This is a genomic window from Streptomyces sp. NPDC047453, assembly GCF_040643155.1.
Classification (GTDB): Bacteria; Actinomycetota; Actinomycetes; order Streptomycetales; family Streptomycetaceae; genus Streptomyces.
The window spans coordinates 1-22,703 of record NZ_JBEYTS010000035.1; the positions used below are offsets into that span (position 1 = coordinate 1).

A 22,703-nucleotide genomic window follows, 5' to 3' on the forward strand; every position below is an offset into this window, starting at 1 on the left:
CGTCCCCACCGACACAACCGACAACGACTGAACCAACACCAACCGGGTCAGAATTCAACCGCCCAAAGTGGGTCCGAGTTCAGCCGACGCCGACACGAGACACCCACGACGTGCGCGGCTGGGATCGCATAGGCGTCGAGCACTCGGGCGGCGTCACCACCAGAGCATCGAAGCCCCGGTGCCCATGATGAGCAGGATCGGCGGATCCAACGGGTCACCGAAGGACTCGGTGCACAGTCGGCTTTAGTCGGCGAAGACCGCTCTGCGCAGCGAGCCGATCGCGCCGCAGGTGCGGAAGAAGCCGCGAGCCGTGCCGCGCAGCGCCCTGCTCCTGGCCGTGGCCAGGGTGAGGTAGCGCAACGCGGTGCCGACGGACGCGAATCCGTCCACCAGCATCCGGCTCTCGTACTCGCGCACCGCGACGGACAGCGCGAGTTCCCTCGCCGCGCACCCGGACCAGGGCGTCGCGCAGCAGGTGCGCGTCGTGCAGAGCGGCGTTGCCACCGAGCCCGCCGACCGGTGGCATGAAGTGAATGGCGTCGCCGAGCAGTGTGACATTCGTGGTGTCCCAGTGCCTTGGCTTCCGCGCGGCGGCGAAGTCGAACCGCTGCACGGTGGCGGCGGGTGTGTCCGTGATCACCCTGTGCAGGTCGGGATGCCAGTCGGCCGTCCGGCCGGCAACGGCCGAGCGCAGGTCCGGGCCGGCGTGGCGCACAGCGCGTCCTGGTGCGAGACCTGCGCCCACATCAGATGGTCCTCGTCCACCGGTTCGGTCTCGGTCTCGCGGCGGCGGAACACCGCGGTGAACAGGAAATCCCGCTTCGGCAGGATCATGTTCTTGCCGCTGAGCAGTTCCGGCGGCAGCCAGGCCAGGTTCGCCTCGGTGAGCGGAAGCTTGCCGCCGATGCCGACACCGGGCGCGTCGGTGGTGCGCGCGTCCGGCAGGAACTGTCGGCGCACCCGGGATCGGCTGCCGTCCGCGCCGACCAGTGGATCGCCCGTTGCCGTGCTGCCGTCCGCGAACGACGCGACAACCCGACCGTCCGGCAGTTGTTCGTAGCCGACGAATTCCTTGTCGAACTCGACGATGTCATCCAGGCCGTGCAGTAGGAGGCGGCGCAGGGTGATCCGGCTGACCGCGTGCGTTGCCTCCGCCGGATCAGGCGCGAGCACGTCGTCCTCGCGCATCAACTCGTGCAAGCGCTCGGTGAACACGCCCATGCCGCGACCGGGATCGCCGGACGTGGCGATCAGCGTGTGCCACAGATCCTCGGGCAGGCAGGCCTGCAACGCCCTGCTGCCGACGGGTTCGATGTTCAGGCGATAGCCCTGCAACCGGGCGTCGGGCGTGGTGTCGCGTTCGTACACAGCGACGTCGATGCCCGCGCGACGCAATCCTTGGCCGAGGCAGAGCCCGCCGATGCCGCCGCCGATCACGATGATCCTGGTCATGCCGAAGATCCTCTGCTGAGCAGCGTGTCCAGTTGGGCGAGAACGGTTGCGGCGTGATCTGGGCCGAGGCTGGCGCCCTTGACTGAAGCGATCAACAGCTTCGCCGCATTGACCGGGTCGACGCCGTCCGGCCAGGCGTGCTCGGCGGCGCCGTCGGTGAAGACCGAGGTGAGCGAGGCCTGCCAGCCGCGCTCGTTGGCCGCGATGGCCTCGGCGAGTTCCAGGTCGCGCAACGCCGCAAGGTCGATCTCGCGCAGTACCACGTGCAGATCGGGATGCTCGACGATCATCCGGCCGAGCGTGGCCAGGTGTGCGTGCAGCTTCTCCCGTGGCGTACCCGTCGCGGGTGTCGCGTTCCAGAACTGCCGGGTCGCGTGGTCGACGACCGCGCTGACCAGATCCCGTTTGGTGGGGAAGTGGTGGTGGATCGTGGAGTGGTCGATGCCGACCGCGTTCGCCACCTCGCGCAACCGCAGCCCGCCGAGGCCCTTGGCCGCGATCTGCTCATGCCGCGATCACCAGCGCTGCCTTGCGCTCCGCCCCACGGGGACGCTCATCGGCCACCGTCGACCTCCTCTCCACCAACCACTTGGTGGAGAGAAGTCCACACAGTGCCACGATGTCAACCAGCTGCGAACCGTCGAAGGCCCGGCGCCTTTTGGGATTGCCGTTTTTGGCGGAAATCCGTGTGGCAGGGCCTGCCGGAATCCCGTCAGAGACTCAGCGTGACACCGGCACCGATAGCGCCGAGTCCGAGGGCGAAGGCGGCCTCGGACTCGGCGCTATCCCAGCGGAGGCAGTCGACGGCGAGTCGGCCAGGACCGATGGTGGCAATCACCATTTTGACGCTGGGTGGCGGTGGTCTCGCAAAGGTTCAGAAGCTTAGGGCAATGGCGGCGGCGATTCCGCCGGCGCCCAAGGCGAAGGCGCCCTCGGCCCAGCCGCCGGCACCCCAACGGAAGAACCGGTCAAGGGCGAGGCGCCCGGGACCTATGGTGGCGATGGACAAGGCGACGACGGCGATGCAGACGCTGTACTCCACTCCGCCGTTGGTCTCCCACAGGCCGTTGGCACCGGTCACAGTTGTCATGGCATTGATCATCACGCCGATCAAGGCGGCGGCCGCGAGCGGGGTGAGCAGCCCCACGGCCAGCCCGAGGCCGCCGAGGAATTCGGACAGACCGCCGATCACCGCGAAGAGTTTCCCCGTGCGGTAGCCGAGGGCGGCGAATCCCGTGCCGGTCGCCGTTCCGCGCCGCCGAGGGCTTCCCCGCGCCGATACGCCGCACGGAGCGCGGCGTCGTGGGCCGATTCACCCTCGGCTTCGGTCAGCACGGCTTCGGTGAGGACGTCGGCGAGCATGCCGTAGCGACGCTCGGGGATGGAGACCGCAATCGCCTCGGCCACCGGCTCGTACCCCTTCGGCCTGCGGCCGACCTTCCGGATGCCTGTGGATGATCCGTAGTGGGCTTGGAGCAGGCCGACTGTCACCAGCTTGTCCAGGTGGAAGGCCGCCAGCTTGCGGGAGATGCCGAGGTCGTCGGCCACCTCCTCGCGCGTGACCGGACGCCCCTCCTGCCGAATGAACTCGAACATGCGGCGACGCAGATCGTCGCCGAGGGCGGCGAGAGTGGTCAACGAGGTGTGATCCAATCCCACAAAACCATCGTATCGCTAATAAAAATGGGAGAAACCCCTGAATAGCCCTTTCATAGGGCGAAATCCTCATCTTGCTGGGCCGGGGTTCTGCTCGGCAGGCTCAGGGGTAGAGGCCGGCCCGGAAGGTGAACGAGACGAGTTGCGCTCGATCACGTGCGCCGACCTTCGTCATGGCCCGCACCGCATGCGTCTTCACGGTGAACGGCGACACGGACATCTGGGCCGCGATCTCGTCGTTGCCGAGACCGCTCGCGACGAGAACGACCACGTCCCGCTCCCTGGGTGTCAGAGCGTCGAAGCGTCGCAGCAGTTCCTGGTCGATCACCGGGGGCGGACTGTCGGTCGTGTGACTGATGAGCGCGGCCGTCGCGGCGCCCGACAGCGCACCGCCACCCCCAACGACCTCGGTGATTCCGGCGACGAGTTCAGCGGGGCTCACGGTCTTGCTCAGGAAACCGTTGGCGCCCGCGCGAAGGGCGGCGAGGACGATGTCGTCCTGGTCAAAAGTGGTCAGCACGATCACCCGCATCTCTTCGGATGGGTGCTCTTTGCGGATCCGGCGGGTGGCTTCGACACCGTCGATGCCGGGCATCCGGATGTCCATCAGGACCAGGTCGACGGGGTGGTCCCTGAGGAAGGGGACGACCTGGAGTCCATCGGAGAGATCACCCGCAACAACGAGACTTGGGTCGAGCCGGAGCATCGTTTTGATGCCGACCCTTATCTCGTCCTGGTCGTCGACGATCAGAATCCGCGTCATCATATGACGGCTCCCAGAGGGCTGAACTCCGCATGGACCCGGAATCGCCCGTCGTCACTGTCGATCGTCAGCCGCCCGCTGGAGGACTCGACGCGTTCGCGCATCCCCACGAGTCCGAGTCCGCTGCCCGAGCCGGAGCCGCGCAGTGAGTGACCGACGCGGTTCTCCACGGTGACGCAGATCCTGCCGTCGCGCTCGCGCACAACCACCGTTGCCGCCCCTTCTCCATGCCGGTAGGCATTCGTGAGTGCTTCCTGAACGACTCGGTAGACCGTCACGCCGACGCTGGGCTCCACGAAACCGGCGGGGATGTCGATGGAGGACCGGACGTCGAGGCCGATGCTCTCGAAAGAGGCGATAAGGCCTTCCAGGCCGCTGAGCGCCGGGGTCGGCCGGAGCGCCTCGTCGTCGGAGATGTCGTCTCCGAGGCGGAGGAGCGCGAGGATCCGTTGCGTTTCGACGACGACGGTGCGGGCGCTGGACCTGGCTGAGACGAGGGCCTGCCGAGAGGACTCGGCGTCTTCGGGCAGCCCGATCTCCGCGGCACCGAGATGCAGACTCAGCATCGCGACCTGGTGGCCGATGACGTCGTGGAGGTCCCGGGCGATGCGGAGTCGTTCCTCGGTCACCCGTCGGGTGGCTTCGATCTCGCGGGTGGCGATGGCGCTTTCGGCCCGTTCCTCCAGGGTGCGCCAGTGCTCTCGATGGATGCGCAGCGCGGTCCCTGTCGCACCTCCTGCTATGGCTGAGAAGAGTGCGGCGGCTCCCACGATCGCGCCGCCACGGAATCCTCCCAGCGTCATGAACGCCCCCAAGAAGAACGCCGCCACGATGCCGGTTCCGGCCAGCGGCTGCTCCCCCCTGAGGGTGACCGAGAACAGCACGAGCACCGCCATCATCCACACCGACAGGGGGTCGTGGCCCACCGCTGTGACGGCGAAGGACGCCGCACTCGCCACGACCAGTCCTGCCCACGGCCTCCACCATGAGAGGGCGACACCGCCACCGGCGAGAAGCACGGAGAGGGCCGTCGGCCAATCCGAACCTCGCAGGATCACTGCCACGATCTGGCCGGTGAACACCAGCGCGGCCACCGAATAGGCGACGAGGTGCAGCGCCTCGGGGCGGCGGACCCACAGGGGTGCCACGGGCCCGTCCTGATTGTTCTGCGCCTTGACCATGGCCTGATTCTCGTCCACTTGTGCTGCGGCCGTGTACTTCGAATGATGTAGACGGCGAGCCGGGTCCGGGCGGTGGGGACGGCAGACCTCATTCGATTCGAAGTGGATGGCAGATCTACTTCGTTCGAAGTACACGGCCCCTCCCGAGGCCGCCGAGACTCCTCATCGAGGCGACCGTCTCACACCATCACGATCACAAAACGGGACACCCGATGACTGAGACCACCATGACTTCGAGCACGACCACGGCCACGCCGACGCCCTCCGGACTCCGATCGCTCCACCTGATCCGAGTCGCCTTCTCCCTGATCTGGGTGGCACTCGTCGTGACGACCTCCGCCTCGCTCGTGTCGACGGACAGGCCCACAATGATCGCGGCCGTGCTGCTCGTCATCTACCCCCTGTGGGACGTCATCGCCACGCTCCTCGAGCGTCGCATGGCTGGCACCGGCTCCACGGACCGCGTCGGTACCGCCAACGTGGCTCTCGGCCTCGCCACCGCCGCCGGGATGATCATCGCCGTCTTCTCCACCATCGGGACGGCCCTGCTCGTGTTCGGCATCTGGGCCCTCCTTTCCGGAGCGATCCAGCTCGTCGTGGCGATCCGGCGTCGACGCACCGTCGGTGCCCAGTGGCCCATGGTCATCAGCGGCGGACTGTCCGTCCTCGCCGGTGCCTCCATCGCTGCCATGTCCGCCTCGGCGACGAGCAGCCTGTCCACCGTCGCCGGATACTCAGCCTTCGGTGCCTTCTGGTTCCTTGTCTCCGTCATCGCCCTGAGCATCCGCAGCCGACGCGAAAAGCGTTGACCACCGCCGTTGGAGCCACCTCTCCCGGAGGCGCGGCGAGCGCGGCGGCCGTTGCCGTGGCGGCCTCGCGGGCGTTGGGCAGACGGGGCGGCCTGGGCAGGCTGCGGCTCATCGGCGGGATACCTCCATGACGGTGTGGGCACGCCGGACCCCCCACGGATCCGCGTACTCAACGTTTCAGAGCGAATGTTACGGTCGTTACATGACGACGAGGGACCGGGAGCGGTTCCTGCTGGTGTCGGTGAGCACCGCGGACGCGCCCGCGGCGACGAGGGTGCGCGTATGGCGGAAGCTGCGCTCGCTGGGGGCGCTGTATCTGCAGCAGTCGGTGTGTCTGCTGCCCGACCGTGATGCGGTCCGCCGCCAGGTGGCGCGGCTGCTCGCCTCGGTACGCGCCGACGGCGGCACCGCGCGGCAGTTGGCCGTGGACATCGCCGACGAGGCGGAGTACGGGCAGCTGATCGCAGAGTTCAACGCGGAGCGCGACGCCGAGTACGGCGAGGTCGTCGAGCGTGCCCCAGAGTTGCTGAAGGAGCTGGAGATGGAGACGGCTCGCGGCAACGCCACCTACGCGGAGGTGGAGGAGTCCGAGGCGGACCTGGAGCGGTTCGACAAGTGGCTCGCCAAGATCGACGCCCGGGACCACTTCGGCGCGCCGGGCGGTGCGGCGGCTCGGGAGGCGGTGGAGCGCTGCCGTGTGGCGCTGGCCGTGTTCGAGGACGCGGCGATCGCCGCGCAAGCCGGCGCCCACCCGGGCATCCAGTCCGACGAGAGCGTGCTGCCGGCCCCGGCCAAGCTGCGCGCCGTCGAATAGAGGGGGCCGCCACATGTGGTGGGACATACTCATCGCGACCGTCGCTGGCGTGCTCGCTGCCTGGGTGGCGCTGCTGATCACGCTGCTGGTGATCCGCCCCAAGGGCGCGCTGCTCTCCGAGGCTATGCGCCTTCTGCCGGACCTGGTGCGCCTGCTGCGGCGCCTGGCCGCCGACAAGACCCTCCCCAAGGGTGTGCGGGTGCGACTCGGACTGCTGATGGCCTACCTGGTGCTGCCGATCGACCTCATCCCCGACTTCCTGCCGATCATCGGCCACGCGGACGACGCCATCATCGTCGCGTTCACCCTGCGCTCCGTCGTACGGCGGGCTGGGATCGAGGCGGTACGCGCTCACTGGCCCGGAACCGACGACGGCTTCGCCGTGCTGTCCCGGCTGACCGGGCTGAACGGCGCCGCCGACGGCACATCGGCGGCGCTGTCTGAACCACAGCGGTAAACCAGCACCCCGCCCTCCGGCTGCGGGGGCGGAGCCGGAGGCGTGACGGCGAGACGGATCGTGAACGTGGCCCTGGCCGCGTCGCGCTCGACCGCCACCGGAAGGCCGACACGGCATGCGGCGGCCCCTACTGGATCGCCGCTGGGGCCGGCGTGCGCACAGACCTCTCGTACGCCCAACAGGCGGGCCGTGTCGAGGAGTTGGGCCACGAGCACGTCGCCGAGCCCGCGCGCCGACCACGCGGGGCCGATGAGCAGGACCAGTTCCGCGCCGTCGCCGTCGCCGTCGCCGTCGCCGTCGAGGAGCAGACCGGCGAAGGCCACCGGCCGCCTCCCCGGAGTCTCGGCGAGCAGCCCGCAACGCATCCAGGGCGAGACCAGGCGCTCGGCAGCCGCGCGGCAGCCGGTCACCGGCAGCGGCGCGCACGCGGCATGCAGGGCCGCGACCGCCCGCCGGTCGGACCTCCGCACCGCCCGCAGGGCGATTGCCTCGCCTCCCGGAAGCCGCAGGTGCCCGCCGGGCCAGGAGGCCCGGACGCCGCCAGGTGCCGGCATCGTCAACAGCCGGGCGCCGAGCCGCTCCAGACGGGTGAACGGGAGGGTGGGGCGTCCTCCTCGGACTTCACGACGGTGCCCGTCTACGCGGCGAGCGCGGCAGCTTCGGCCTTCTGCTTGATCTCGTCGGTCAGCGGCGGCTCCTTCTTGTCGTCGGTGTCGCCTTCGGCATCACCCGCCGCCTCGGCGCCGCCCGAGCTCTGGGCCGACTGCTGGTTGTCCGACTTCGAGCTGTCGGAGCTGGAGTCGGAGCCGCCACCACAGGCGACGAGGGCGAACATCAGGACGGCGGCAGGAGCGGCGAGGGCGGCGCGGCGGGGCAGTGCACGCATGAAGGTCTCTCCAAACACGGGGGAATTCGCCGGCGGTTCGAAGATCCGGGAGCCGGACCTCCGGGGGGACGGCAACGACCCTAGGAAGAGGCCCTCCAGCAACCGCCCAGCAAACGGAGAGCAGGAGCCCAGCAGACGACCAAGGTTTCACCACCGATACCAGCAGGCGATGAACCACCCTGGGCACGCACGGCCGGTTGGACGCTTCAGCTGTCAGCGGGCGTGCGGGAGTTCGACCTGGAAGTCCGCGCCGCCGTCAAGTGCGTCGGTGAGGGTGAGTGTGCCGCCGTGGCGCTGGACGACGTCGCGTGCGATGGCCAGGCCCAGGCCCGCGCCGCCGTCGTCGCGGCCGCGGGCCTCGTCGAGGCGGACGAAGCGTTCGAAGACGCGCTCACGGTCGGCCGGGGCGACGCCGTGACCGTCGTCGGCGACGCTCAGAACGATCGCGTCCCCCGCTGCCCGCACGGTCACGGTGACCGCGGTGGCGGCGTGCCGCTGGGCGTTGTCGAGCAGGTTGCCGAGCACGCGGGAGAGCTGGGTCCGGCTGCCCTTCACCTCCAGTCCGGCGTCGTCGACGGTCACGATGGGGATGATGCGGTCGGTGGAGGCCCGCTGCGTAACCTCCTCCCGCACCAGAGCGGCGAGATGCACCAAGGCGTCCGCTGGGCGTTCCCCGGCGTCGAGGCGGGCGAGCAGCAGCAGGTCGGCGGCCAGGTGCTGGAGGCGTACGACGTCGTGGAGCAGATCGGCAGTGTCCAGCAACTCCGGATGCTGCTCGGCGACTTCCAGCTGCGTGCGCAAGGATGCGATGGGGCTGCGCAACTCGTGGGAGGCGTCGGCGACGAAGGCATGCTGACGTTCCACCGACTGCTCCAGCGCGGTCAGGGTCTCGTTGGTGGTGCGGGCGAGCCGTGCGATCTCGTCGCGGGAGGCGGGCTCGGGCACCCGACGCGCCAGGTCACCGCTGTCGGTGATCTCGGCCAGCTTCGCGCGGATGCCCTCGACCGGCCGCAGTGCCCTGCGGGTGACCAGCCAGGTCACCGCCGCCACGACGGCGAGCAGGAACGGCAGCCCTGTCAGCATCGACCGAGTGACCTGGTTGAGGGTGGCCTGTGAGTCCTCGAGCGAGGTGGCGGCGTAGACGGTGTAGGTGCGGCCGTCGTAGGTGGTTCCTTGAACGGCGGCGAAGGTGTAGTCGTGGGTCTCGTCACCCAGCTTCACGGTGACGGTCTTGCGGTCCACGTCCGTGCCGACCTTGCCCCTGGCCGGAGTGGTGTCATGGCGGCCGTGGTCGTCATACCCGTCGTCATCGTCGCCGGAGGAATGCCTCGACGTGGTGCTCCTGGGAGCCGGAGCGGGGGCGTAGTCCGTGATCGGGCCGCGTCCGTGCAGGTCTTCACCGGCGGCCAGGACCTTGCCGGCAGAGTCGACGACCTGGACGAGGCGACCGTCGTCGTCGGGCAGGTCCAGCGAGCCGAAACTCCCGTTCAGCGCGGCCTGGGAACCCGCCACCGTACGGGCAGCGATCTCCGACTCCAGGCTCGCCCGGTCGACGAGGTTGTGACGCAGCACGGCGACAACGGCGATACCCGCGGCGACCAGGGCGACGGACACCACCAGCGTGGCCGCGAGCGCCGCACGGGCCCGTACCGAGGAAAATGGCCTAAGCATCGCGGCCGCCATCGGCCTCCAGCCGGTATCCGGCCCCACGCACCGTGGTGATGGAACGCCGCCCGAACGGTACGTCGATCTTGCGACGCAGCGCGCTGATGTAGACCTCGACGATGTTGGGGTCGCCGTCGTAGGCGAAGTCCCACACGTGATCAAGGATGTCCGACTTGGAGACGACCTGCCCGGCGTGCAGGGCGAGGTGCTCCAGGACCGCGAACTCCTTCGCGGTCAGCGTGATGTCCTTTCCGGCCCGCTCCACCCGCCTGGCACCCGGGTCGACGGTCAGGTCACCGATCCGCACCAGCGAGCTGCCCGCACGGGTCCGCCGGCGTAGAAGGGCGCGGATGCGGGCCTGGAGGACCACGTAGGAGAACGGCTTGGTGAGGTAGTCGTCCGCGCCGGTGTCCAGCCCCTCCGCCTCGTCGTACTCGCCGTCCTTCGCGGTGAGCATCAGGATCGGTGTGTCGTCCCCGGCCGCGCGCAGCTGGGAGCAGACCCGGTAGCCGTTCAGCCCGGGCAGCATGATGTCGAGCACGATCAGGTCGTAATCCTGCTCCTGCGCCATGTGCAGTCCGGTGACGCCGTCGTGGGCCAGGTCCACGGCGAATCCCTCGGCGGCCAGGCCGCGGGCGAGGGCGGTGGCGAGGCGTTTCTCGTCCTCCACGATCAGCAGGCGCATGCCCACCAGGGTCTCAGACCCTTCCTGAAGCGATCTTCAGGTTGCTTCAGCTGGGCTTCAGGATGGTTTGGGCAATGTGGTCCACGTCAGGCCGACACGTCGGCATCCCTGCGGCCCAGCCCGCAGACCGAAGAAAGGACCACCTCACGATGAAGGCCCTCAAGCGTTCCCTGGCCGGTCGTCGCCGCACTGTCGCCGCGGTGGTGGCGGCCACCGTCGTACTCGGTGGAGTCGGCGCCGCATCCGCCATCGCCTTCGCCGACGACGACAGCACGTATACGACCGTGGTCCCTATGGCCGGCACGCACGACGACGACGGCGATCATCACCGCTCCGGCACGCACGACGACTTCGACCACGACGGTACGCTCGCCGCGAGCGCCAAGGTCGGCCTCAAGCAGGCCGCCGACGCGGCCACCAAGTCCGTCGCGGGCACCGTCACCGAAGTCGAGCTGGACGGATGGCAGGGCAAGGCCGTCTGGAAGGTCGACATCGTCGACGCCAAGGGCATCGAGCACGAGGTCATCGTGAACGCCGCCGACGGCAAGGTCACCGCCGGCAGGGCAGACCACGACCAGGACACCGACCACAGCGGCGACGCCGCGCTCGCCAAGTCCGCCAGGACGGGCCTGGGCCAGGCAGTGGACGCAGCCTTCAGCAAGGCCCCGGGCACCGCGACCTCGGCCGAGCTCGACGACCACCACGGCAAGACGGCCGCCTGGCACGTCGACGTCACCGACGGCCAAGGCACCGCACACGAGGTCACCGTCGACGCACAGACCGGCAAGGTCACCGCCACGCACACCGGCCCGGCCCACTCGCGCAGCAAGAGCACGGACGACGACCGCGAGGACGACTGAGCAACTGACGCTGTCGGGGGCGAGAGCAGTGAGGGGATCGCTGCCGCCCGGGACACCCTGACGTCTTTGCACACTGCTCGTGGGCCACAGGTGTCACCTCGATCCTCACCGCCTACCGTGCAGGAGCTCGTTGATCGGCGCCCAGCTCGGCCAACGTCACCAGGTCCGTCACGGCGATCAGCCCACCTGGGCCATCGGGAGGGCACCGGGGCAACGGCGGTCGCCCGGTAGGCGATGCCGTGCCGCTCCTGGCCGTTGACAACGCTCTGCCACGGCCGCGCCACCAGACCCGGAAGCGAGACCGGAGCACCGACCGTCAGGCCCTCGGTCACTCCGCTTTCCGGGACAGTGACCGGGATCAGCGACGACTCGCCCTCGTCGATGTACACGACGCCGACGGTCATCAGCGCCTCACCGGTCACCGCATCCTTGGCAATCTCACCGGTCTGCCGATCGCGCACCTTCGGCGCCGCAGCTTCGCTGAGCGGGATCGTGGCCGGTCGAGGCGTCAACGCGGATCACACGCACAGGGATTACTCCTTCTGAGAGTCGATCAACCCGCCGACCTGACAGTGCCCGTCTGTCCCGGCGGCCACGTCGGACGGTGACGAGCCAGCAACAAACGGCTGACAGGCGAGCGCCCTGTCCACGATCTCAGAGACGGGGAGCTCCGGAGTCGTGCGGTAGATCAAAGTGACGATGTGGGGGCATACCAGCCCTCGCGTCAACGTCTCGATGACCTCGCCCTCTTCACCCTCATCGTCTGCAAACTCAAGATCCAAGAGCCTTTGGATGAGATCTTCCGCTTGATCACGGTTCATGTGGGTCTGCTTCACTCGCTCTCCCCGTTCGTCGAGACGGAAGAATGGGCCGGCCAGCAAATGGCGACCCTTCGTGCTGCCGGATACGAACCCACCACCCGTCACGGTGATGACGACTATCTTCACGACCACCTCGATGTCTTCGGCGACATCGGAGAACGGGTCTGCATGAGGAACGTGATCGGGGCGCGATCCTCATCAGCCACAACGGATGCGGGATGACCAGCTGGCTCATCGTCGTCGGCCCGCACCGCGGGGAACTCCGTGACCGGGACGTTGGGATCAACCCGCCCTATGAGCCGTTCGTCGATGCGCGTGGAAACCGCCATACCTTCCACACCTGGTATCTCGAATGGCTCGAGCAACGCGAGAGGGAAGCCCGGTGATCCTGGGACGGCGTTCCTGGCCCAACCTCGGCTCCCTCAACTACGACCACGTGGATTGCCGACAGGCACCGCCGACTTACCCGTGATGGATCACTTGGCCGGGTGACAGCAACGAGTCAGGGGGCACCGTTCGCCAGCGCCGGCCGAGTGTGGCGTGCGCGGGTGCGTTTCCGTACCGAGGCCACATAGCCTCTGTTGGCCGCACAGCCGTCGGGCGCTTCAAGGGGAGGGATGCTCATGTGGCAGACGATCGCCAGGTTGAGAGATGTGGCCTGGGTGTTGGCACCATTCGGGTTGGCCCTCCTGGTAGGGGCCATCGTGTACACCCTCGCGAACTACAAGACGGTCACGGTCATGGGCGACTCAATGAAGCCCACATTCCGTCCCGGTGATCGACCGTTGATCGAGCAGATCGACGCGACCGAGATACGTCGAGGTGATGTCGTACTCATCGATCCGCCCGAGCGCTATATGGCGGAACCGGTGTTGCGGCGGGTCATCGGGATAGGTGGCGATCACGTGGTGGGGCTGGGAATCGGGTCACGGTGAACGGAAAGCCACTCAACGAGCCGTATGTGACGGATGGCTACGAGGACCTGGGGGTCGACCCGTACGACGTGAAGGTCCCGGAGGGGCGGTTGTTCGTGCTCGGCGACCACCGTGCGAACTCCAACGACTCGCGTTACCACCTCAGTGAGCAGTCAGGCAGCTTCGCGGCCGCCGGAGTGCAGGGGCGAGTAATGGAGAACTCCGCCGCGCCAACAGTGCTGGTGACAATCGGGAGCCTCGGGACTGCGCTGACTCTGCTCGGCCTCGGAGGTACATAGCCAGACGACGCCCCCAGAGATCGCTTCCGTCCGACGTACCATGGCCCGTGGCCTGAGCGCCTCGCCCCAGCCGGGGAAACCTGTCCACCGCCGAGCGCCCACCCCGGGCCGTGCCCTTGGCCGCCCGCTCCACCACCGCGGCGACGCCTGGGGCATCGGGTCGGCGGTGTCGGGCTGCCTCTGGGAAACGAGGAGTCTTTATGTGGACAGAGCGACTGCTGACGGCGACCGTCGCAGCACTAGTCAGGGGCCTTTCTCATGCGCGGTGGGTATGGGATTTGAACCCACGGTGACTCGCGCCACGACGGTTTTCAAGATCGATTGCGGCTTGTTGAAGGCAGCTCGGCGGTCGTTCAGTGCCCGTAGACGTGACCGCGCACCAACGGGTCGTGCTCCAGGATGAAGTCGGAGACCTGCCAGAACTCCGGCAGCCGTGGATGTTGCAGGGCGGTTTCCCGATCGAGCTTGCGGCCGAAGAGGGGTTCATCGGGATGGGCAAGACCTGCCGTGACCAAGGTGGACGCTGGCTCATCCTGGCCAATGACAAGGCCCACTCGACAGGCGAACGAGACGTGATCATCCCACTGATCAGCCCCGACGCCCCACGTCCCGAAGATCACGTCTATCCACGCGTCATGATCCCGGTCCCGGTGGTGGTAGCAATTCGCGAAGTACACCGCGTACGGCATGCCGTCCGCGTAGACGAAGTTCCAGGCACGTTCGATGGGAGCGTTGCAGCAGTCGCACCGGAACTCGCGGGTCTGCCGGTCAGGGCCGAAGGTCAGTGACATGACGCACATGATGCGGTACGGGTCCGACCCCGGGAGACCGTGGGTCGGCTAGGCCGTCTCTGGGCCGTCCGAGGTCACCCGACGCCGACCGACAACGACAGAAGCCCACGGCATCTGAACTGGTCAGAGCATCATGACCATCGCCGCCTGCACCTCCGGCGTGAACAGCCCGGCGGTCTGCGGCTGTGCCGTGTGGGCGCGAGTGACCGGAAGCAATGCCGGAGGCAGGCAGCGGGGTCCGGGGACCCCGGCTGCGTGGGGCGGTGTGTCAGACCATGGCGAGCCGGTCCACCAGCAGCTCCACCCTGCGCTCGGTGTCCTCCGGCGGTAGCCGTCGCGCCCGGGTCAGGGTGGCCAGTCCGTGCAGCGCCGCCCAGAACGTCTCGGCGAACAGTGCCGGATGGACGCCGTCCCCGACGACCTCGCCGAGGCTTTCCAGCAGGGCGGCGAAGGCGTCCTTCAGCGGCTCGGGGGTGTCCTCGTTCGCGAACGCCAGGCCGCCGTCGAGCTGGAACAGGGCGTCGTAGACCGCCGGATTGCGTTCGGCGAAGTCGAGGTAGGTGCGGGCGAGGACGGTGACCCGGGTGCGGGGGCCGTCCGCGGCGGAGGTCGCGGCCCGCAGCGCCGCGGCCATCTCGGTGGCGCCTTCGAGGGCGACGGCGCCGATGATCTCGCGCTTGCCGCGGAAGTGGCTGTAGAGGACGGGCTGGCTGTATTCGATGCGCTCGGCGAGCCGGCGGGTGGTGACCGCGTCCCAGCCCTGCTGCTCGGCGAGTTCGCGGGCTGTCGCCACGATGAGGCGTTCGCGCTCCGCCCGTTCGCGCTGCTTGCGTTCCTGTACCGACATGATTCGATCCTAGCACCGCTAGACAATCAAGCGGCAGCAGTACTAGCGTTGCCTCATCAGCTAGCAACACTAGATGCCCGGAGGGGTCATCATGCTCAACGCACTCGAGGTGTTCACCACCGTGGTCGTCGGCGTGATGGTGGGGGTGGAGTTCTCCGTCGCCTTCGTCATCAACCCGATCCTCAACGCACTCCCCGAGGACAGTGGCCAACTCGGCCGCGCCCACGGGGGCCGGATGCTCGGCGCCGTGATGCCGGTCTGGTACATCACCTCGCTCGTCCTCGTCGCGGTCTGGGCCATCGCCGGATGGCACCACCACGGCTCCGGCCTCGTCGTCACCGCCGGCGCGCTGCTGATCCTCAGCGTGATCATGTCGGTCCTGCTGCTCGTCCCGATCAACAACCGGGGCAAGACGTGGACCCCCGAGAACCGGCCCGAGGACTGGAAGGAGCAGATGAACCGCTGGGACCGCTTCCACTACGTCCGCGTCGCCGTCATCATCGCCGCCTTCGCCCTGCTGGTCGCCGCCCTCGCCTGAGCCCGCGGGCCGACACCGCGCTGGTGGCGCACGATCCCCATTCCCTGGGCGGCAGCGGGCCACCGAAATCCCGACATCCGGGAATGCAGCTGCCGCTGAGAGCCCGCAACTGCCATCCCGACAAGCTACGTCCCTCGATGACCCGCGCGGCTCCCGTCTCTGGTTCGGGTGAGGTCTTTGATCCAGATCACCGAGGCACGCAGGTGAAGCCCTATGCGGCCCTTCGTCTTCCGGTTGGCGGCCTGGTCCCGTTTCTCCGGGACGACGGCCTTGATGCCGCGCCTGCGCAGGTGGGCGTGGTTGCCGCGGGACCAGTACGCCTTGTCCCCGGCGACCGCGTCCGGCCTGGTGCGAGGCCGCCCCACTGGGCCGCGGACCCGGATCTTCCCGAGCACCGGGATGAACTGCGGGCTGTCGGCCGCCTGTCCCGCGGTCAAGACGAACGCCAACGGCCGGCACTTGCGGTCGGCGGCGAGATGGATGTCGCAGCTGCGCGCCCAAAGGTTGCAGGTGCCAGGGCTGGTGTCGGATGGCGGAGGTCGCGCTTACGGCCATCCCCTCTGGGCACCGCCAAGCGGCGCGCCAGGGTGGTGCAGGTCTGGTGCCCGCGGAGGTGGCCCTGGCCCGTGTCGACGGCAGTTGGAAGTCCTCACCCGAGCCTGCGATCGTGCACGCGGAACGCAGGCGCGCGGCTCGGTCGCTAGAACCACCATCAGGTCAGCGTCGGAACAGTTTCTTCAGGACGGTCCAAATGGGTCCCAGGATGACTATCAAGACAAGACCCACGAACACCAGGAAGCCGCAGTACGCCGTTGCCATGGCGAGGCCCTCGCCGGGTAGGAGGCAGATACTCATGGGTGGTCTCCTCACTTGGATTTACCGATCCCTCGTCCTTCCAGGTCCATCAGGTCGGCGATTCCGGCCGGGCAGGAGGTGTCACGCCTTCGGGCGGTCAGCGTACGGGCTGTACGGGTTTGTGGCGATGGCGGTCACCACCCGAAGAATGGCCCTCGCAGGTAGCCCGCCCGCGACGGGCAGGTACGAAGTCGCTTGTGGAGCCGTGGATACGGGTTCTTGCGGGATCTTGCGGAGGCGTGCCTCTATGTCCATCGTCAAGCGGAGCTGGTCATGCGACGGCTGCTTCGGGGGGGCATGGTTCGTAGAAGGTGCCGTCGCGGAGCATGGCGAAGAGCACGCTGGTGCGGTGGCGGGCGAGGCGGAGGAGGGCCTGGGTGTGGGTCTTCCCCCGGGCCCGGCATTTGTCGTAGTAGGTGCGGGAGGCGGGATCGTGCAAGGCGGCGAACGCGGAGAGGAACATGGCCCGTTTGAGCTGCCGGTTTCCGCCTCGGGGTGCGTGTTCGCCGTGGATCGAGGTCCCGACGATTTGGTGGCCGGGGCGAGTCCGGCGTAGGAGGCGAAGTGGGCAGCGTTGGGGAAACTGGTGCCGTCGCCGACGGTGACCAGCAGCACGGCGGCGGTCCTGACCGCGACCCCCGGCATCGAGGTCAGGACCTGGGAAAGAGGGTGCTCCTCCAGCAGGGCTTTGATCTGGGCTTCCAGAGCCCGGCGCTGTTCGTGGACGGCGGCCAAGGGAACGGGCCAGGGACGGCAGCCGGCGTCCCGTGCGACGGTGAGCGGGAGGGCGCCGATGGAGGCGGTCTGGTCGACGATGACGAGCACGGTGCCGAACTTCGCGGCCCGCTGTCGAAGACGGCCCGCAGCTTCGGCTCGCTGTTGGGCAGCTGCTTGTCGAAGACCTTCTTGCCGGCCGGGGTGAGTCCGTGGCCGTGGCGAGCGAATTTTGCGACGTCCAGGCCGAGGAAGACGCCCACGTCGCCGATGCCGAACATCGTTCTCCCAACTGCTTCGGTGCGGTGCCGGCCAGGGAGTTGGCGCCGTACGCGCGCATCCACGTTATGCAGACCTGCCGCCCGCGGGGATGCCGGGCATTGCGCTCGGCGGGGCGGTGGCCGGACCTCTCATCAGCGTCTCCAACGGCGCCCCTCGGGCCCGGTGACACCACCTCCCAGGTCATGCGTGAACCGGTGTTGGGGTGAATGGCGACCACTGGTTGCCCAGCTACCTCTCAGGGCTCGCTCCTCGCTCCGCACGTTCGTCCTCGAGTCGCCGTCGATTCGTTCGAGTCAGCCGACCAACCGCGAGCGGGACGGCGGCGTTGATCTGCGACTGGAGAACGTGCGCCATTCGTCAGAGATGCCTCAAATCGACCCACACCGTACGACGCACCGTCAACCCTCCCCTACCTCCCGTGCCTTCACAACCAGAGGAAACACTGACCTACTAAGCTTTTTAGCTCCAGGGTTTGAACTGACTACATGAAAATCACTAAGGTCTAGGTCGAACTCCGCACAGGTGATCACTCGCAGCGGGTGAGTGACGGCGGAGGGCACCGCCCACCGGCGTATCGGTAGGCGGCTGGAGGAAGAAGGAGCTCGCCCCCGTGGCGTCCCACCGTCGACCCAAGCAGCCGAGCCGTGCGCGCGTGAGCGTGCTCACCACCGTGGCGGCAGCGGCCGTAGCCGTCAGTGCCCAGGCCGCGAACGCCGCCCCGAGCGCGAAGCCGAGCAAGGACGAGGTCAAGTCCAAGGTCGACAACCTTTACGAGCAGGCGGAGCAGGCCACCGAGAAGTACAACGGGGCCAAGGAGAAGCAGGAGAAGCTCCAGAAGGAGATCTCCACCATCCAGGACAACGTCGCCCGCGGCCAGCAGGAACTCAACAAGCTCCGTGACGGTCTCGGTTCGATGGCGGCCGGCCAGTACCGCACCGGCGGGATAGACCCCTCGCTCCAGCTCTTCCTGTCCGCCGACCCGGACGACTACCTCGACAAGGCCTCCACGCTCGACCAGTTGAGCGGCCAACAGGTCGAGGCGCTGAAGAAGATCCAGGACAAGCAGCGCGAGCTCACCCAGGAGCGGTCCGAGGCCTCCTCGAAGCTCAAGGACCTCGCCGCCACCCGCACCGAGCTGGGCAACAAGAAGAAGGAAGTCCAGGGCAAGCTCGCCGAGGCGCAGCGGCTCCTGAACAGCCTCACCGCCGCGGAGAAGGCCGCGCTCGCCGCCGAGCAGGACCGCGCCAGCCGCGCCTCCGCCGACCGCGTGCAGCTGGGCAATTCCACCCCCGCCTCCGGCCGGGCCGGCGCCGCGTTCTCCGCCGCCCAGAGCAAGGTGGGCACGCCGTACGTCTACGGCGCCACCGGCCCGTCCTCGTTCGACTGCTCGGGCCTGACCTCCTGGGCCTACGCGCAGGCGGGAGTCTCCATCCCACGCACGTCCGAGGCGCAAGCCAACATAGGCACCCGCATCTACTCGCAGAGCCAGCTCCAGGTCGGCGACCTGGTCTTCTTCTTCAACGACCTGCACCACGTCGGCCTCTACGCTGGCAACGGCCAGACCCTGCACGCACCGCGCCCCGGGACGGCCGTGCGGTACGAGTCGATGAACACCATCGGTGGGCCGTTCATGTTCGGCATCCGCGTCTGACCTTGACCCTCCAAGATCGATGCGGTGCGCCACCCGAACACACGACGCACGTCGGCCGGCACTGATCCACAGTTCATCACCAGAGGGTCGTAGATCTGGCCGACCGGCTCACGAAGTTACGCCCCGCCCCTGACACAGGTCGTCGGCGGGGCGCGGGAAGCGACAGCCGAGGCCGTGATCGCCCAAGGTCGAGCACGACACGCGAGGCGGTCAGGGTCACCTTCTCGACCCGACCGGTGCTCTTACCCTTCTTCTCCGCGGCGGCGACCGCCGCGCCGTCGGGGCTGATCCGAGGGGGGCGGCACCGAAGTTGCCGGAGCCGCTGCTGCACTCGGCGAGCGCGCCTGCGCCCGCGGCGCCGACCCCGGCCAGCCGGACGGAGGAGTCGGGCCTTCGGGGGCCATCCGGCCGGCACCCACGCGCCAGCCTCTCGGCAGGCCACCCGGAAGTCGCCGTTTACCTTCTAGCGGGACCAGGCTCCCGCGGACCAACGTCGGTAGGTTGCGTCCTCCCGGAGCTCCGACCGACTGCTTGCGCCGTGGGTAATCCAGTTCCCTCAGCGCGCTTGCCGACCGGCCACGGCGAACAGCGCCATGGTCGCCGCATCGCCCAACCGGAGCGGTTGGTACGCCTGCAACAGCAGCGCGAGGGACACCTGGAAGAGCAGGGCGTATGAGCCGTTCACGGACCGTCATCAGGGCACTGAGCGAGGGGCAGCAGCCGTACCCGGCCTACAGCCGGTGCTGCGGCGCGTGGCCGCTCGGCTCGGCAACGGGCCACCGGACAAGACGGTCACCGTTGACTGCCCCACCGACGTTGCCGCCGCAATCTCCGGAGGCCGGCTGGAACGTGCCGTCACGAACCTGATCCGCAACGCCCAGCAGCACGGCCACGGCCCCATCGCAGTGACCGCCCGCCAAGAGGACGGGCAGATCCGCATCGAGGTCCTCGACCACGGCCCCGGCTTCCCGCCCGACCTCCTCCCCCGGGCCTTCGACCGCTTCACCCAGTCCGACCGCGCCCGCACCACCACCGGCACCGGCCTCGGCCTGGCCATCACCCGCCATCGCCCGCGCAGCCGGGGGCAACTACGGCGCGGCCAACCACCCCGACGGAGGCGCCGTCGTCTGGATCACCCTCCCGGCGATGTGGACATAACCAGCGTTGATGTGTAGCCCCGTAGCGGCTGACTCAACGCGGGTGAGAAGTCCGCGGCCTCGTCCTCGCCGAGACCACCCTGGCTCCGTCCAGGCGCAGTGGGCCTGCCACCGGACGGCGTGTCCGCATCGAGGGGGACGGTTCGCGGGGTGGTGTCCCAGGCCGGCGGAGTGCTGCTGGTGGAGACGGTCCGCAAGACCGGTCCGGGCCAGGCGATATCGTCACCAAATCGGCAAGTCGCCTCGACCCGTCGAGCCGGAGATGGCACCGTAATGGCGCGTGAAACTGATCGGAACCAGACAAACCGACCGCTCAGTGCGCTGGAGGCTCCTGCTGGCCAGCGCCACCATGCTCTTCGTCGAGCTGGCGCTGATCAGATGGGCGGGCGCCAACGTCGTCCACCTCAGCTACTTTTCGAACTTCATCCTGCTCGGGTCGTTCCTGGGCATCGGCATCGGGTTCCTGATCCCCGCCGTGCGCGGGCAATGGCTCAAACGCTGGGCAACGGTCCCGCTCGCGGCGCTCGTCGTCCTGGTACGCGAGTTTCCGGTGCAGGTGCGTCAGAGCAGCGACCAGGTCATCTACTTCACCACCGTGAAAACCACCGGCCTGCCCGAGTGGGTGACGCTGCCGGCCATCTTTCTCCTCACGGCAGTGATCATGGCCGCGATCGGCAAGATCACCGCCGATCTCTTCCGCCGGCTTCCCTCGCTCGATGCCTACCGTTACGACCTGCTCGGCAGCCTCACCGGCTCGGTGTCCTTCGCCCTGCTGTCCTGGCTCCGCGCCCCGTCGGTCGTGTGGGGCGTACTCGCCGCCGCGGCCCTGCTGATCCTCGGCGGACGGCGCAACACCCTGCGGTACGGCATCCCCCTCACGGCGATGGTCGCTGCGCTGTTCGTGGAGACGACGACGGCCGGCATCTCCTGGTCGCCCTACTACAAGATCCAACTCACGCCCTTGACGCCCACCACCCGGGGGTACAGCATCTCCGCCAACGGCGTCCCGCACCAGAACATCGCGCCGCTCCCGGTGCTGATGCAAAAGAACTCGCCCTATCGGCAGGCGTACGACCAGACGCCCGGCAACCCGCACAAGCGGGTGCTGGTCATCGGAGCCGGCAACGGCAATGACGTCGCGGTCGCGCTGGCGCACGGAGCGCAGCGTGTGGACGCGGTCGAGATCGATCCCCGGCTGCAGCAGATCGGCGCACAACTGCACCCCGCGAAGCCGTACGACGACCCCAGGGTGCACGTCCACATCAACGACGGACGGGCCTTCCTGGAACGGACGAGCACCAAGTACGACCTCGTCGTCCTGGCGCTGCCGGACTCGCTGACGCTGGTGGCCGGGGCGAGCAATCTGCGCCTGGAAAGCTACCTGTTCACCCAGCAGGCGTTCGAGGCAGCGCGCGATCACCTGGCGCCGCACGGCGCGTTCGCCATGTACAACTATTACCGGAAGAGCTGGCTGGTCGACCGCTTCGCCGGCTCCCTCGATGACATCTACGGCCACGCCCCCTGCATGACGACCTTCAGCAAGAACGCGGCCGTGCTGGTGGCCGGGATGACGGCCGCCGACCAGTCGTGCGATCAGATCTGGCAGCCCAGCGGCGCGGTCCCGGCGGCCGCGAGCGATGACCACCCTTTCCCGTATCTGCTCCACCGGGACATTCCCACGCTGTACCTGGGCGCGCTGGGCGCGATCCTGCTGGTGACGCTCCTGGCGGTGCGCCTGACCGGGGTTCGCATCCGAAGCACGGTCCGCTACACCGACATGTTCCTGATGGGCGCGGCCTTCATGTTGCTCGAAACGAAGAACGTGATCGGCTTCGCGCTCTACTTCGGTACGACCTGGCTGGTCAACGCCCTGGTCTTCATCGGCGTCCTGCTCGCCGTCCTCGCGGCGGTCGAGGTCCGGCGCAGGCTACGGCGGGTCAACCAGCTGCTCCTGCAGCTCCTGCTCTTCGGCACCCTGGCGGCAGCTTGGCTCGTCCCGGCGCACGCCGTGCTCTCGCTGCCCTTCGCCGGACGGCTCGCCGCCGCCATCGCCCTCGCCTTCGCCCCCATCTTCTGCGCCAACCTCATCTTCTCGGACCGCCTCGCACTCGCCCCGGACCCGACATCCGCGTTCGGCGCGAACCTGCTGGGCGCGCTGACCGGGGGCGCGCTCGAGTATCTGGCTCTGGTGACGGGCTATCAGGCGCTGCTGCTGGTCGTCGCCTTGTTGTACCTGGGGGCATGCGTCGCCATGCGGTTCGCCGGGCGCGGGCCGGCCGGGCAGTCACCGCTGGTGCCGGACGAGACGGTGACCCTCAACAGCCGATAGAGCTTGGTCAGGTTGGTGTCGACCGGGAGGCGGTGGCCATGGCGGAGCGCAGCGGATGGCTCGCCCTCGATCAGACGTCGATCTGTAAGGCCGCTGCAACGTAAAGATGTGTGGTGGTGCCACCGGGATCAGCCGACCAAACCGGACGGCTGATCCGCCGCTGCGCCCCCGAGGAACGCACCTCGGCGCTCGCCGCCCCGTTCCGCCTCTCCCAGGGGGGTGCCGCAGCAGCAGCCCCGACACACAGTGACCGTGCACCGGGGGCGCCGCCTGCGCC

At 68.4% G+C, this 22,703-nt stretch carries 25 protein-coding genes and 5 pseudogenes; 11 read left to right on the forward strand and 19 right to left on the reverse strand.

Translation table 11 applies throughout. The annotated features are described in order from the left end of the window. Positions 1-243: 243 nt before the first annotated feature. The 8 genes and pseudogenes from ABZ818_RS26235 to ABZ818_RS26270 form a co-directional block, all read right to left on the reverse strand. Entirely contained in the window at positions 244-504 is a 261-nt protein-coding gene (locus ABZ818_RS26235) for a hypothetical protein (RefSeq protein ID WP_361419550.1), read from the reverse strand. Positions 505-508: 4 nt separating this feature from the next. Then, positions 509-745: pseudogene (locus ABZ818_RS26240) on the reverse strand (hypothetical protein); the annotation flags it as partial. Continuing rightward, entirely contained in the window at positions 637-1,452 is an 816-nt protein-coding gene (locus ABZ818_RS26245; RefSeq protein WP_361419322.1) for an FAD-dependent monooxygenase, read from the reverse strand. The gene ABZ818_RS26245 and the pseudogene ABZ818_RS26240, both read right to left, overlap by 109 nt. Next, positions 1,449-1,952: a TetR/AcrR family transcriptional regulator gene (locus ABZ818_RS26250; protein ID WP_361419541.1), complete on the reverse strand. Its 504-nt coding sequence runs from the start codon at positions 1,950-1,952 to the stop codon at positions 1,449-1,451. The genes ABZ818_RS26245 and ABZ818_RS26250 overlap by 4 nt, the downstream gene beginning before the upstream one ends. Positions 1,953-2,326: 374 nt before the next feature. After that, positions 2,327-2,698, reverse strand: a pseudogene (locus ABZ818_RS26255) (DoxX family membrane protein); the annotation flags it as partial. Then, positions 2,641-3,111 (reverse strand): helix-turn-helix domain-containing protein, encoded by a 471-nt coding sequence (locus ABZ818_RS26260; protein WP_361419325.1) that lies wholly within the window; start codon positions 3,109-3,111, stop codon positions 2,641-2,643. The pseudogene ABZ818_RS26255 and the gene ABZ818_RS26260, both read right to left, overlap by 58 nt. 100 nt (positions 3,112-3,211) lie before the next feature. Next, positions 3,212-3,874, reverse strand: a complete 663-nt coding sequence (locus ABZ818_RS26265; protein WP_361419328.1) for a response regulator transcription factor — start codon at positions 3,872-3,874, stop codon at positions 3,212-3,214. After that, on the reverse strand, positions 3,871-5,187 hold the full coding sequence (locus ABZ818_RS26270; protein ID WP_361419331.1) for a histidine kinase: 1,317 nt from the start codon (positions 5,185-5,187) through the stop codon (positions 3,871-3,873). Before ABZ818_RS26270 ends, ABZ818_RS26265 begins: the two co-directional genes overlap by 4 nt. Before the next feature lie 92 nt (positions 5,188-5,279). On the opposite strand from ABZ818_RS26270, the gene ABZ818_RS26275 reads away from it, so the two are divergent. The 3 genes from ABZ818_RS26275 (at position 5,280) to ABZ818_RS26285 (ending at position 7,132) form a co-directional block, all read left to right on the forward strand. Beyond that, entirely contained in the window at positions 5,280-5,861 is a 582-nt protein-coding gene (locus tag ABZ818_RS26275; protein ID WP_361419334.1) for a DUF308 domain-containing protein, read from the forward strand. Between the two features lie 202 nt (positions 5,862-6,063). After that, a complete protein-coding gene (locus ABZ818_RS26280) occupies positions 6,064-6,675 on the forward strand; it encodes a Chromate resistance protein ChrB (protein WP_361419337.1) in 612 nt (203 codons plus the stop codon). Positions 6,676-6,688: 13 nt separating this feature from the next. Beyond that, positions 6,689-7,132 carry a DUF1232 domain-containing protein gene (locus ABZ818_RS26285; protein ID WP_361419340.1) on the forward strand — a complete coding sequence of 148 codons (444 nt, stop codon included), beginning with the start codon at positions 6,689-6,691 and terminating at the stop codon, positions 7,130-7,132. Here ABZ818_RS26285 and ABZ818_RS26290 read toward each other — a convergent pair. From ABZ818_RS26290 to ABZ818_RS26305, 4 genes are all read right to left on the reverse strand, one after another. Further along, on the reverse strand, positions 7,027-7,686 hold the full coding sequence (locus tag ABZ818_RS26290; RefSeq protein WP_361419343.1) for a hypothetical protein: 660 nt from the start codon (positions 7,684-7,686) through the stop codon (positions 7,027-7,029). The genes ABZ818_RS26285 and ABZ818_RS26290 overlap by 106 nt on opposite strands. A gap of 83 nt (positions 7,687-7,769) precedes the next feature. Continuing rightward, complete coding sequence (locus tag ABZ818_RS26295; protein WP_361419346.1) at positions 7,770-8,018, reverse strand: hypothetical protein; 249 nt, start codon at positions 8,016-8,018, stop codon at positions 7,770-7,772. 213 nt (positions 8,019-8,231) lie between these two features. Next, positions 8,232-9,689: a HAMP domain-containing sensor histidine kinase gene (locus ABZ818_RS26300; RefSeq protein ID WP_361419349.1), complete on the reverse strand. Its 1,458-nt coding sequence runs from the start codon at positions 9,687-9,689 to the stop codon at positions 8,232-8,234. After that, on the reverse strand, positions 9,682-10,368 hold the full coding sequence (locus ABZ818_RS26305; RefSeq protein WP_361419351.1) for a response regulator transcription factor: 687 nt from the start codon (positions 10,366-10,368) through the stop codon (positions 9,682-9,684). Before ABZ818_RS26305 ends, ABZ818_RS26300 begins: the two co-directional genes overlap by 8 nt. A 149-nt stretch (positions 10,369-10,517) precedes the next feature. On the opposite strand from ABZ818_RS26305, the gene ABZ818_RS26310 reads away from it, so the two are divergent. Next, on the forward strand, positions 10,518-11,228 hold the full coding sequence (locus tag ABZ818_RS26310; protein WP_361419354.1) for a PepSY domain-containing protein: 711 nt from the start codon (positions 10,518-10,520) through the stop codon (positions 11,226-11,228). A gap of 177 nt (positions 11,229-11,405) precedes the next feature. Here ABZ818_RS26310 and ABZ818_RS26315 read toward each other — a convergent pair. Beyond that, positions 11,406-11,756 (reverse strand): annotated as a pseudogene (locus ABZ818_RS26315) (hypothetical protein). Positions 11,757-11,761: 5 nt separating this feature from the next. After that, on the reverse strand, positions 11,762-12,175 hold the full coding sequence (locus ABZ818_RS26320; protein ID WP_361419357.1) for a hypothetical protein: 414 nt from the start codon (positions 12,173-12,175) through the stop codon (positions 11,762-11,764). 92 nt (positions 12,176-12,267) lie between these two features. Here ABZ818_RS26320 and ABZ818_RS26325 point away from each other — a divergent pair, with 92 nt between their 5' ends. The 3 genes from ABZ818_RS26325 to ABZ818_RS26335 all read left to right on the forward strand — a co-directional run bounded on the left by ABZ818_RS26325 (position 12,268) and on the right by ABZ818_RS26335 (position 13,262). Beyond that, entirely contained in the window at positions 12,268-12,435 is a 168-nt protein-coding gene (locus ABZ818_RS26325) for a hypothetical protein (RefSeq protein WP_361419360.1), read from the forward strand. Positions 12,436-12,672: 237 nt separating this feature from the next. Continuing rightward, positions 12,673-12,984 carry a S26 family signal peptidase gene (locus tag ABZ818_RS26330; protein ID WP_361419363.1) on the forward strand — a complete coding sequence of 104 codons (312 nt, stop codon included), beginning with the start codon at positions 12,673-12,675 and terminating at the stop codon, positions 12,982-12,984. After that, on the forward strand, positions 12,981-13,262 hold the full coding sequence (locus ABZ818_RS26335) for a S26 family signal peptidase (protein ID WP_361419366.1): 282 nt from the start codon (positions 12,981-12,983) through the stop codon (positions 13,260-13,262). Before ABZ818_RS26330 ends, ABZ818_RS26335 begins: the two co-directional genes overlap by 4 nt. Before the next feature lie 353 nt (positions 13,263-13,615). Here ABZ818_RS26335 and ABZ818_RS26340 read toward each other — a convergent pair whose 3' ends face one another. Together ABZ818_RS26340 and ABZ818_RS26345 are read right to left on the reverse strand one after the other, a co-directional pair. Continuing rightward, entirely contained in the window at positions 13,616-14,053 is a 438-nt protein-coding gene (locus tag ABZ818_RS26340) for a hypothetical protein (RefSeq protein WP_361419369.1), read from the reverse strand. 268 nt (positions 14,054-14,321) lie between these two features. Beyond that, positions 14,322-14,900 carry a TetR/AcrR family transcriptional regulator gene (locus tag ABZ818_RS26345; RefSeq protein WP_361419372.1) on the reverse strand — a complete coding sequence of 193 codons (579 nt, stop codon included), beginning with the start codon at positions 14,898-14,900 and terminating at the stop codon, positions 14,322-14,324. Positions 14,901-14,991: 91 nt separating this feature from the next. Between ABZ818_RS26345 and ABZ818_RS26350 the strand changes: the two genes are divergently transcribed. Continuing rightward, positions 14,992-15,438 carry a DUF1772 domain-containing protein gene (locus ABZ818_RS26350; RefSeq protein WP_361419375.1) on the forward strand — a complete coding sequence of 149 codons (447 nt, stop codon included), beginning with the start codon at positions 14,992-14,994 and terminating at the stop codon, positions 15,436-15,438. Between the two features lie 125 nt (positions 15,439-15,563). Here the strand turns inward: ABZ818_RS26350 and ABZ818_RS26355 are convergent. Together ABZ818_RS26355 and ABZ818_RS26360 are read right to left on the reverse strand one after the other, a co-directional pair. Continuing rightward, a pseudogene (locus ABZ818_RS26355) lies at positions 15,564-15,920 on the reverse strand (transposase); the annotation flags it as partial. A gap of 644 nt (positions 15,921-16,564) precedes the next feature. Beyond that, positions 16,565-17,288 (reverse strand): annotated as a pseudogene (locus ABZ818_RS26360) (transposase). Between the two features lie 611 nt (positions 17,289-17,899). Here ABZ818_RS26360 and ABZ818_RS26365 point away from each other — a divergent pair. Then, on the forward strand, positions 17,900-18,940 hold the full coding sequence (locus ABZ818_RS26365) for an NlpC/P60 family protein (RefSeq protein WP_361419378.1): 1,041 nt from the start codon (positions 17,900-17,902) through the stop codon (positions 18,938-18,940). A gap of 556 nt (positions 18,941-19,496) precedes the next feature. Here ABZ818_RS26365 and ABZ818_RS26370 read toward each other — a convergent pair. Further along, positions 19,497-19,625 carry a hypothetical protein gene (locus ABZ818_RS26370; protein ID WP_361419381.1) on the reverse strand — a complete coding sequence of 43 codons (129 nt, stop codon included), beginning with the start codon at positions 19,623-19,625 and terminating at the stop codon, positions 19,497-19,499. Positions 19,626-19,680: 55 nt separating this feature from the next. On the opposite strand from ABZ818_RS26370, the gene ABZ818_RS26375 reads away from it, so the two are divergent. Then, positions 19,681-20,115, forward strand: a complete 435-nt coding sequence (locus tag ABZ818_RS26375; protein WP_361419384.1) for a sensor histidine kinase — start codon at positions 19,681-19,683, stop codon at positions 20,113-20,115. A gap of 262 nt (positions 20,116-20,377) precedes the next feature. Next, entirely contained in the window at positions 20,378-22,426 is a 2,049-nt protein-coding gene (locus ABZ818_RS26380) for a spermidine synthase (RefSeq protein ID WP_361419387.1), read from the forward strand. The last annotated feature ends 277 nt before the right edge of the window (positions 22,427-22,703 follow it).

What these genes read in the sequence shown, in the direction of transcription:
- ABZ818_RS26245 (WP_361419322.1), bottom strand. Translation starts at nt 1,452, where the DNA reads ATGACCAGGATCATCGTGATCGGCGGCGGCATCGGCGGGCTCTGCCTC.
- ABZ818_RS26265 (WP_361419328.1), bottom strand. Translation starts at nt 3,874, where the DNA reads ATGATGACGCGGATTCTGATCGTCGACGACCAGGACGAGATAAGGGTC.
- ABZ818_RS26275 (WP_361419334.1), top strand. Translation starts at nt 5,280, where the DNA reads ATGACTTCGAGCACGACCACGGCCACGCCGACGCCCTCCGGACTCCGA.
- ABZ818_RS26280 (WP_361419337.1), top strand. Translation starts at nt 6,064, where the DNA reads ATGACGACGAGGGACCGGGAGCGGTTCCTGCTGGTGTCGGTGAGCACC.
- ABZ818_RS26285 (WP_361419340.1), top strand. Translation starts at nt 6,689, where the DNA reads ATGTGGTGGGACATACTCATCGCGACCGTCGCTGGCGTGCTCGCTGCC.
- ABZ818_RS26290 (WP_361419343.1), bottom strand. Translation starts at nt 7,686, where the DNA reads ATGCCGGCACCTGGCGGCGTCCGGGCCTCCTGGCCCGGCGGGCACCTG.
- ABZ818_RS26295 (WP_361419346.1), bottom strand. Translation starts at nt 8,018, where the DNA reads ATGCGTGCACTGCCCCGCCGCGCCGCCCTCGCCGCTCCTGCCGCCGTC.
- ABZ818_RS26300 (WP_361419349.1), bottom strand. Translation starts at nt 9,689, where the DNA reads ATGCTTAGGCCATTTTCCTCGGTACGGGCCCGTGCGGCGCTCGCGGCC.
- ABZ818_RS26305 (WP_361419351.1), bottom strand. Translation starts at nt 10,368, where the DNA reads ATGCGCCTGCTGATCGTGGAGGACGAGAAACGCCTCGCCACCGCCCTC.
- ABZ818_RS26310 (WP_361419354.1), top strand. Translation starts at nt 10,518, where the DNA reads ATGAAGGCCCTCAAGCGTTCCCTGGCCGGTCGTCGCCGCACTGTCGCC.
- ABZ818_RS26325 (WP_361419360.1), top strand. Translation starts at nt 12,268, where the DNA reads ATGACCAGCTGGCTCATCGTCGTCGGCCCGCACCGCGGGGAACTCCGT.
- ABZ818_RS26330 (WP_361419363.1), top strand. Translation starts at nt 12,673, where the DNA reads ATGTGGCAGACGATCGCCAGGTTGAGAGATGTGGCCTGGGTGTTGGCA.
- ABZ818_RS26340 (WP_361419369.1), bottom strand. Translation starts at nt 14,053, where the DNA reads ATGTCACTGACCTTCGGCCCTGACCGGCAGACCCGCGAGTTCCGGTGC.
- ABZ818_RS26345 (WP_361419372.1), bottom strand. Translation starts at nt 14,900, where the DNA reads ATGTCGGTACAGGAACGCAAGCAGCGCGAACGGGCGGAGCGCGAACGC.
- ABZ818_RS26350 (WP_361419375.1), top strand. Translation starts at nt 14,992, where the DNA reads ATGCTCAACGCACTCGAGGTGTTCACCACCGTGGTCGTCGGCGTGATG.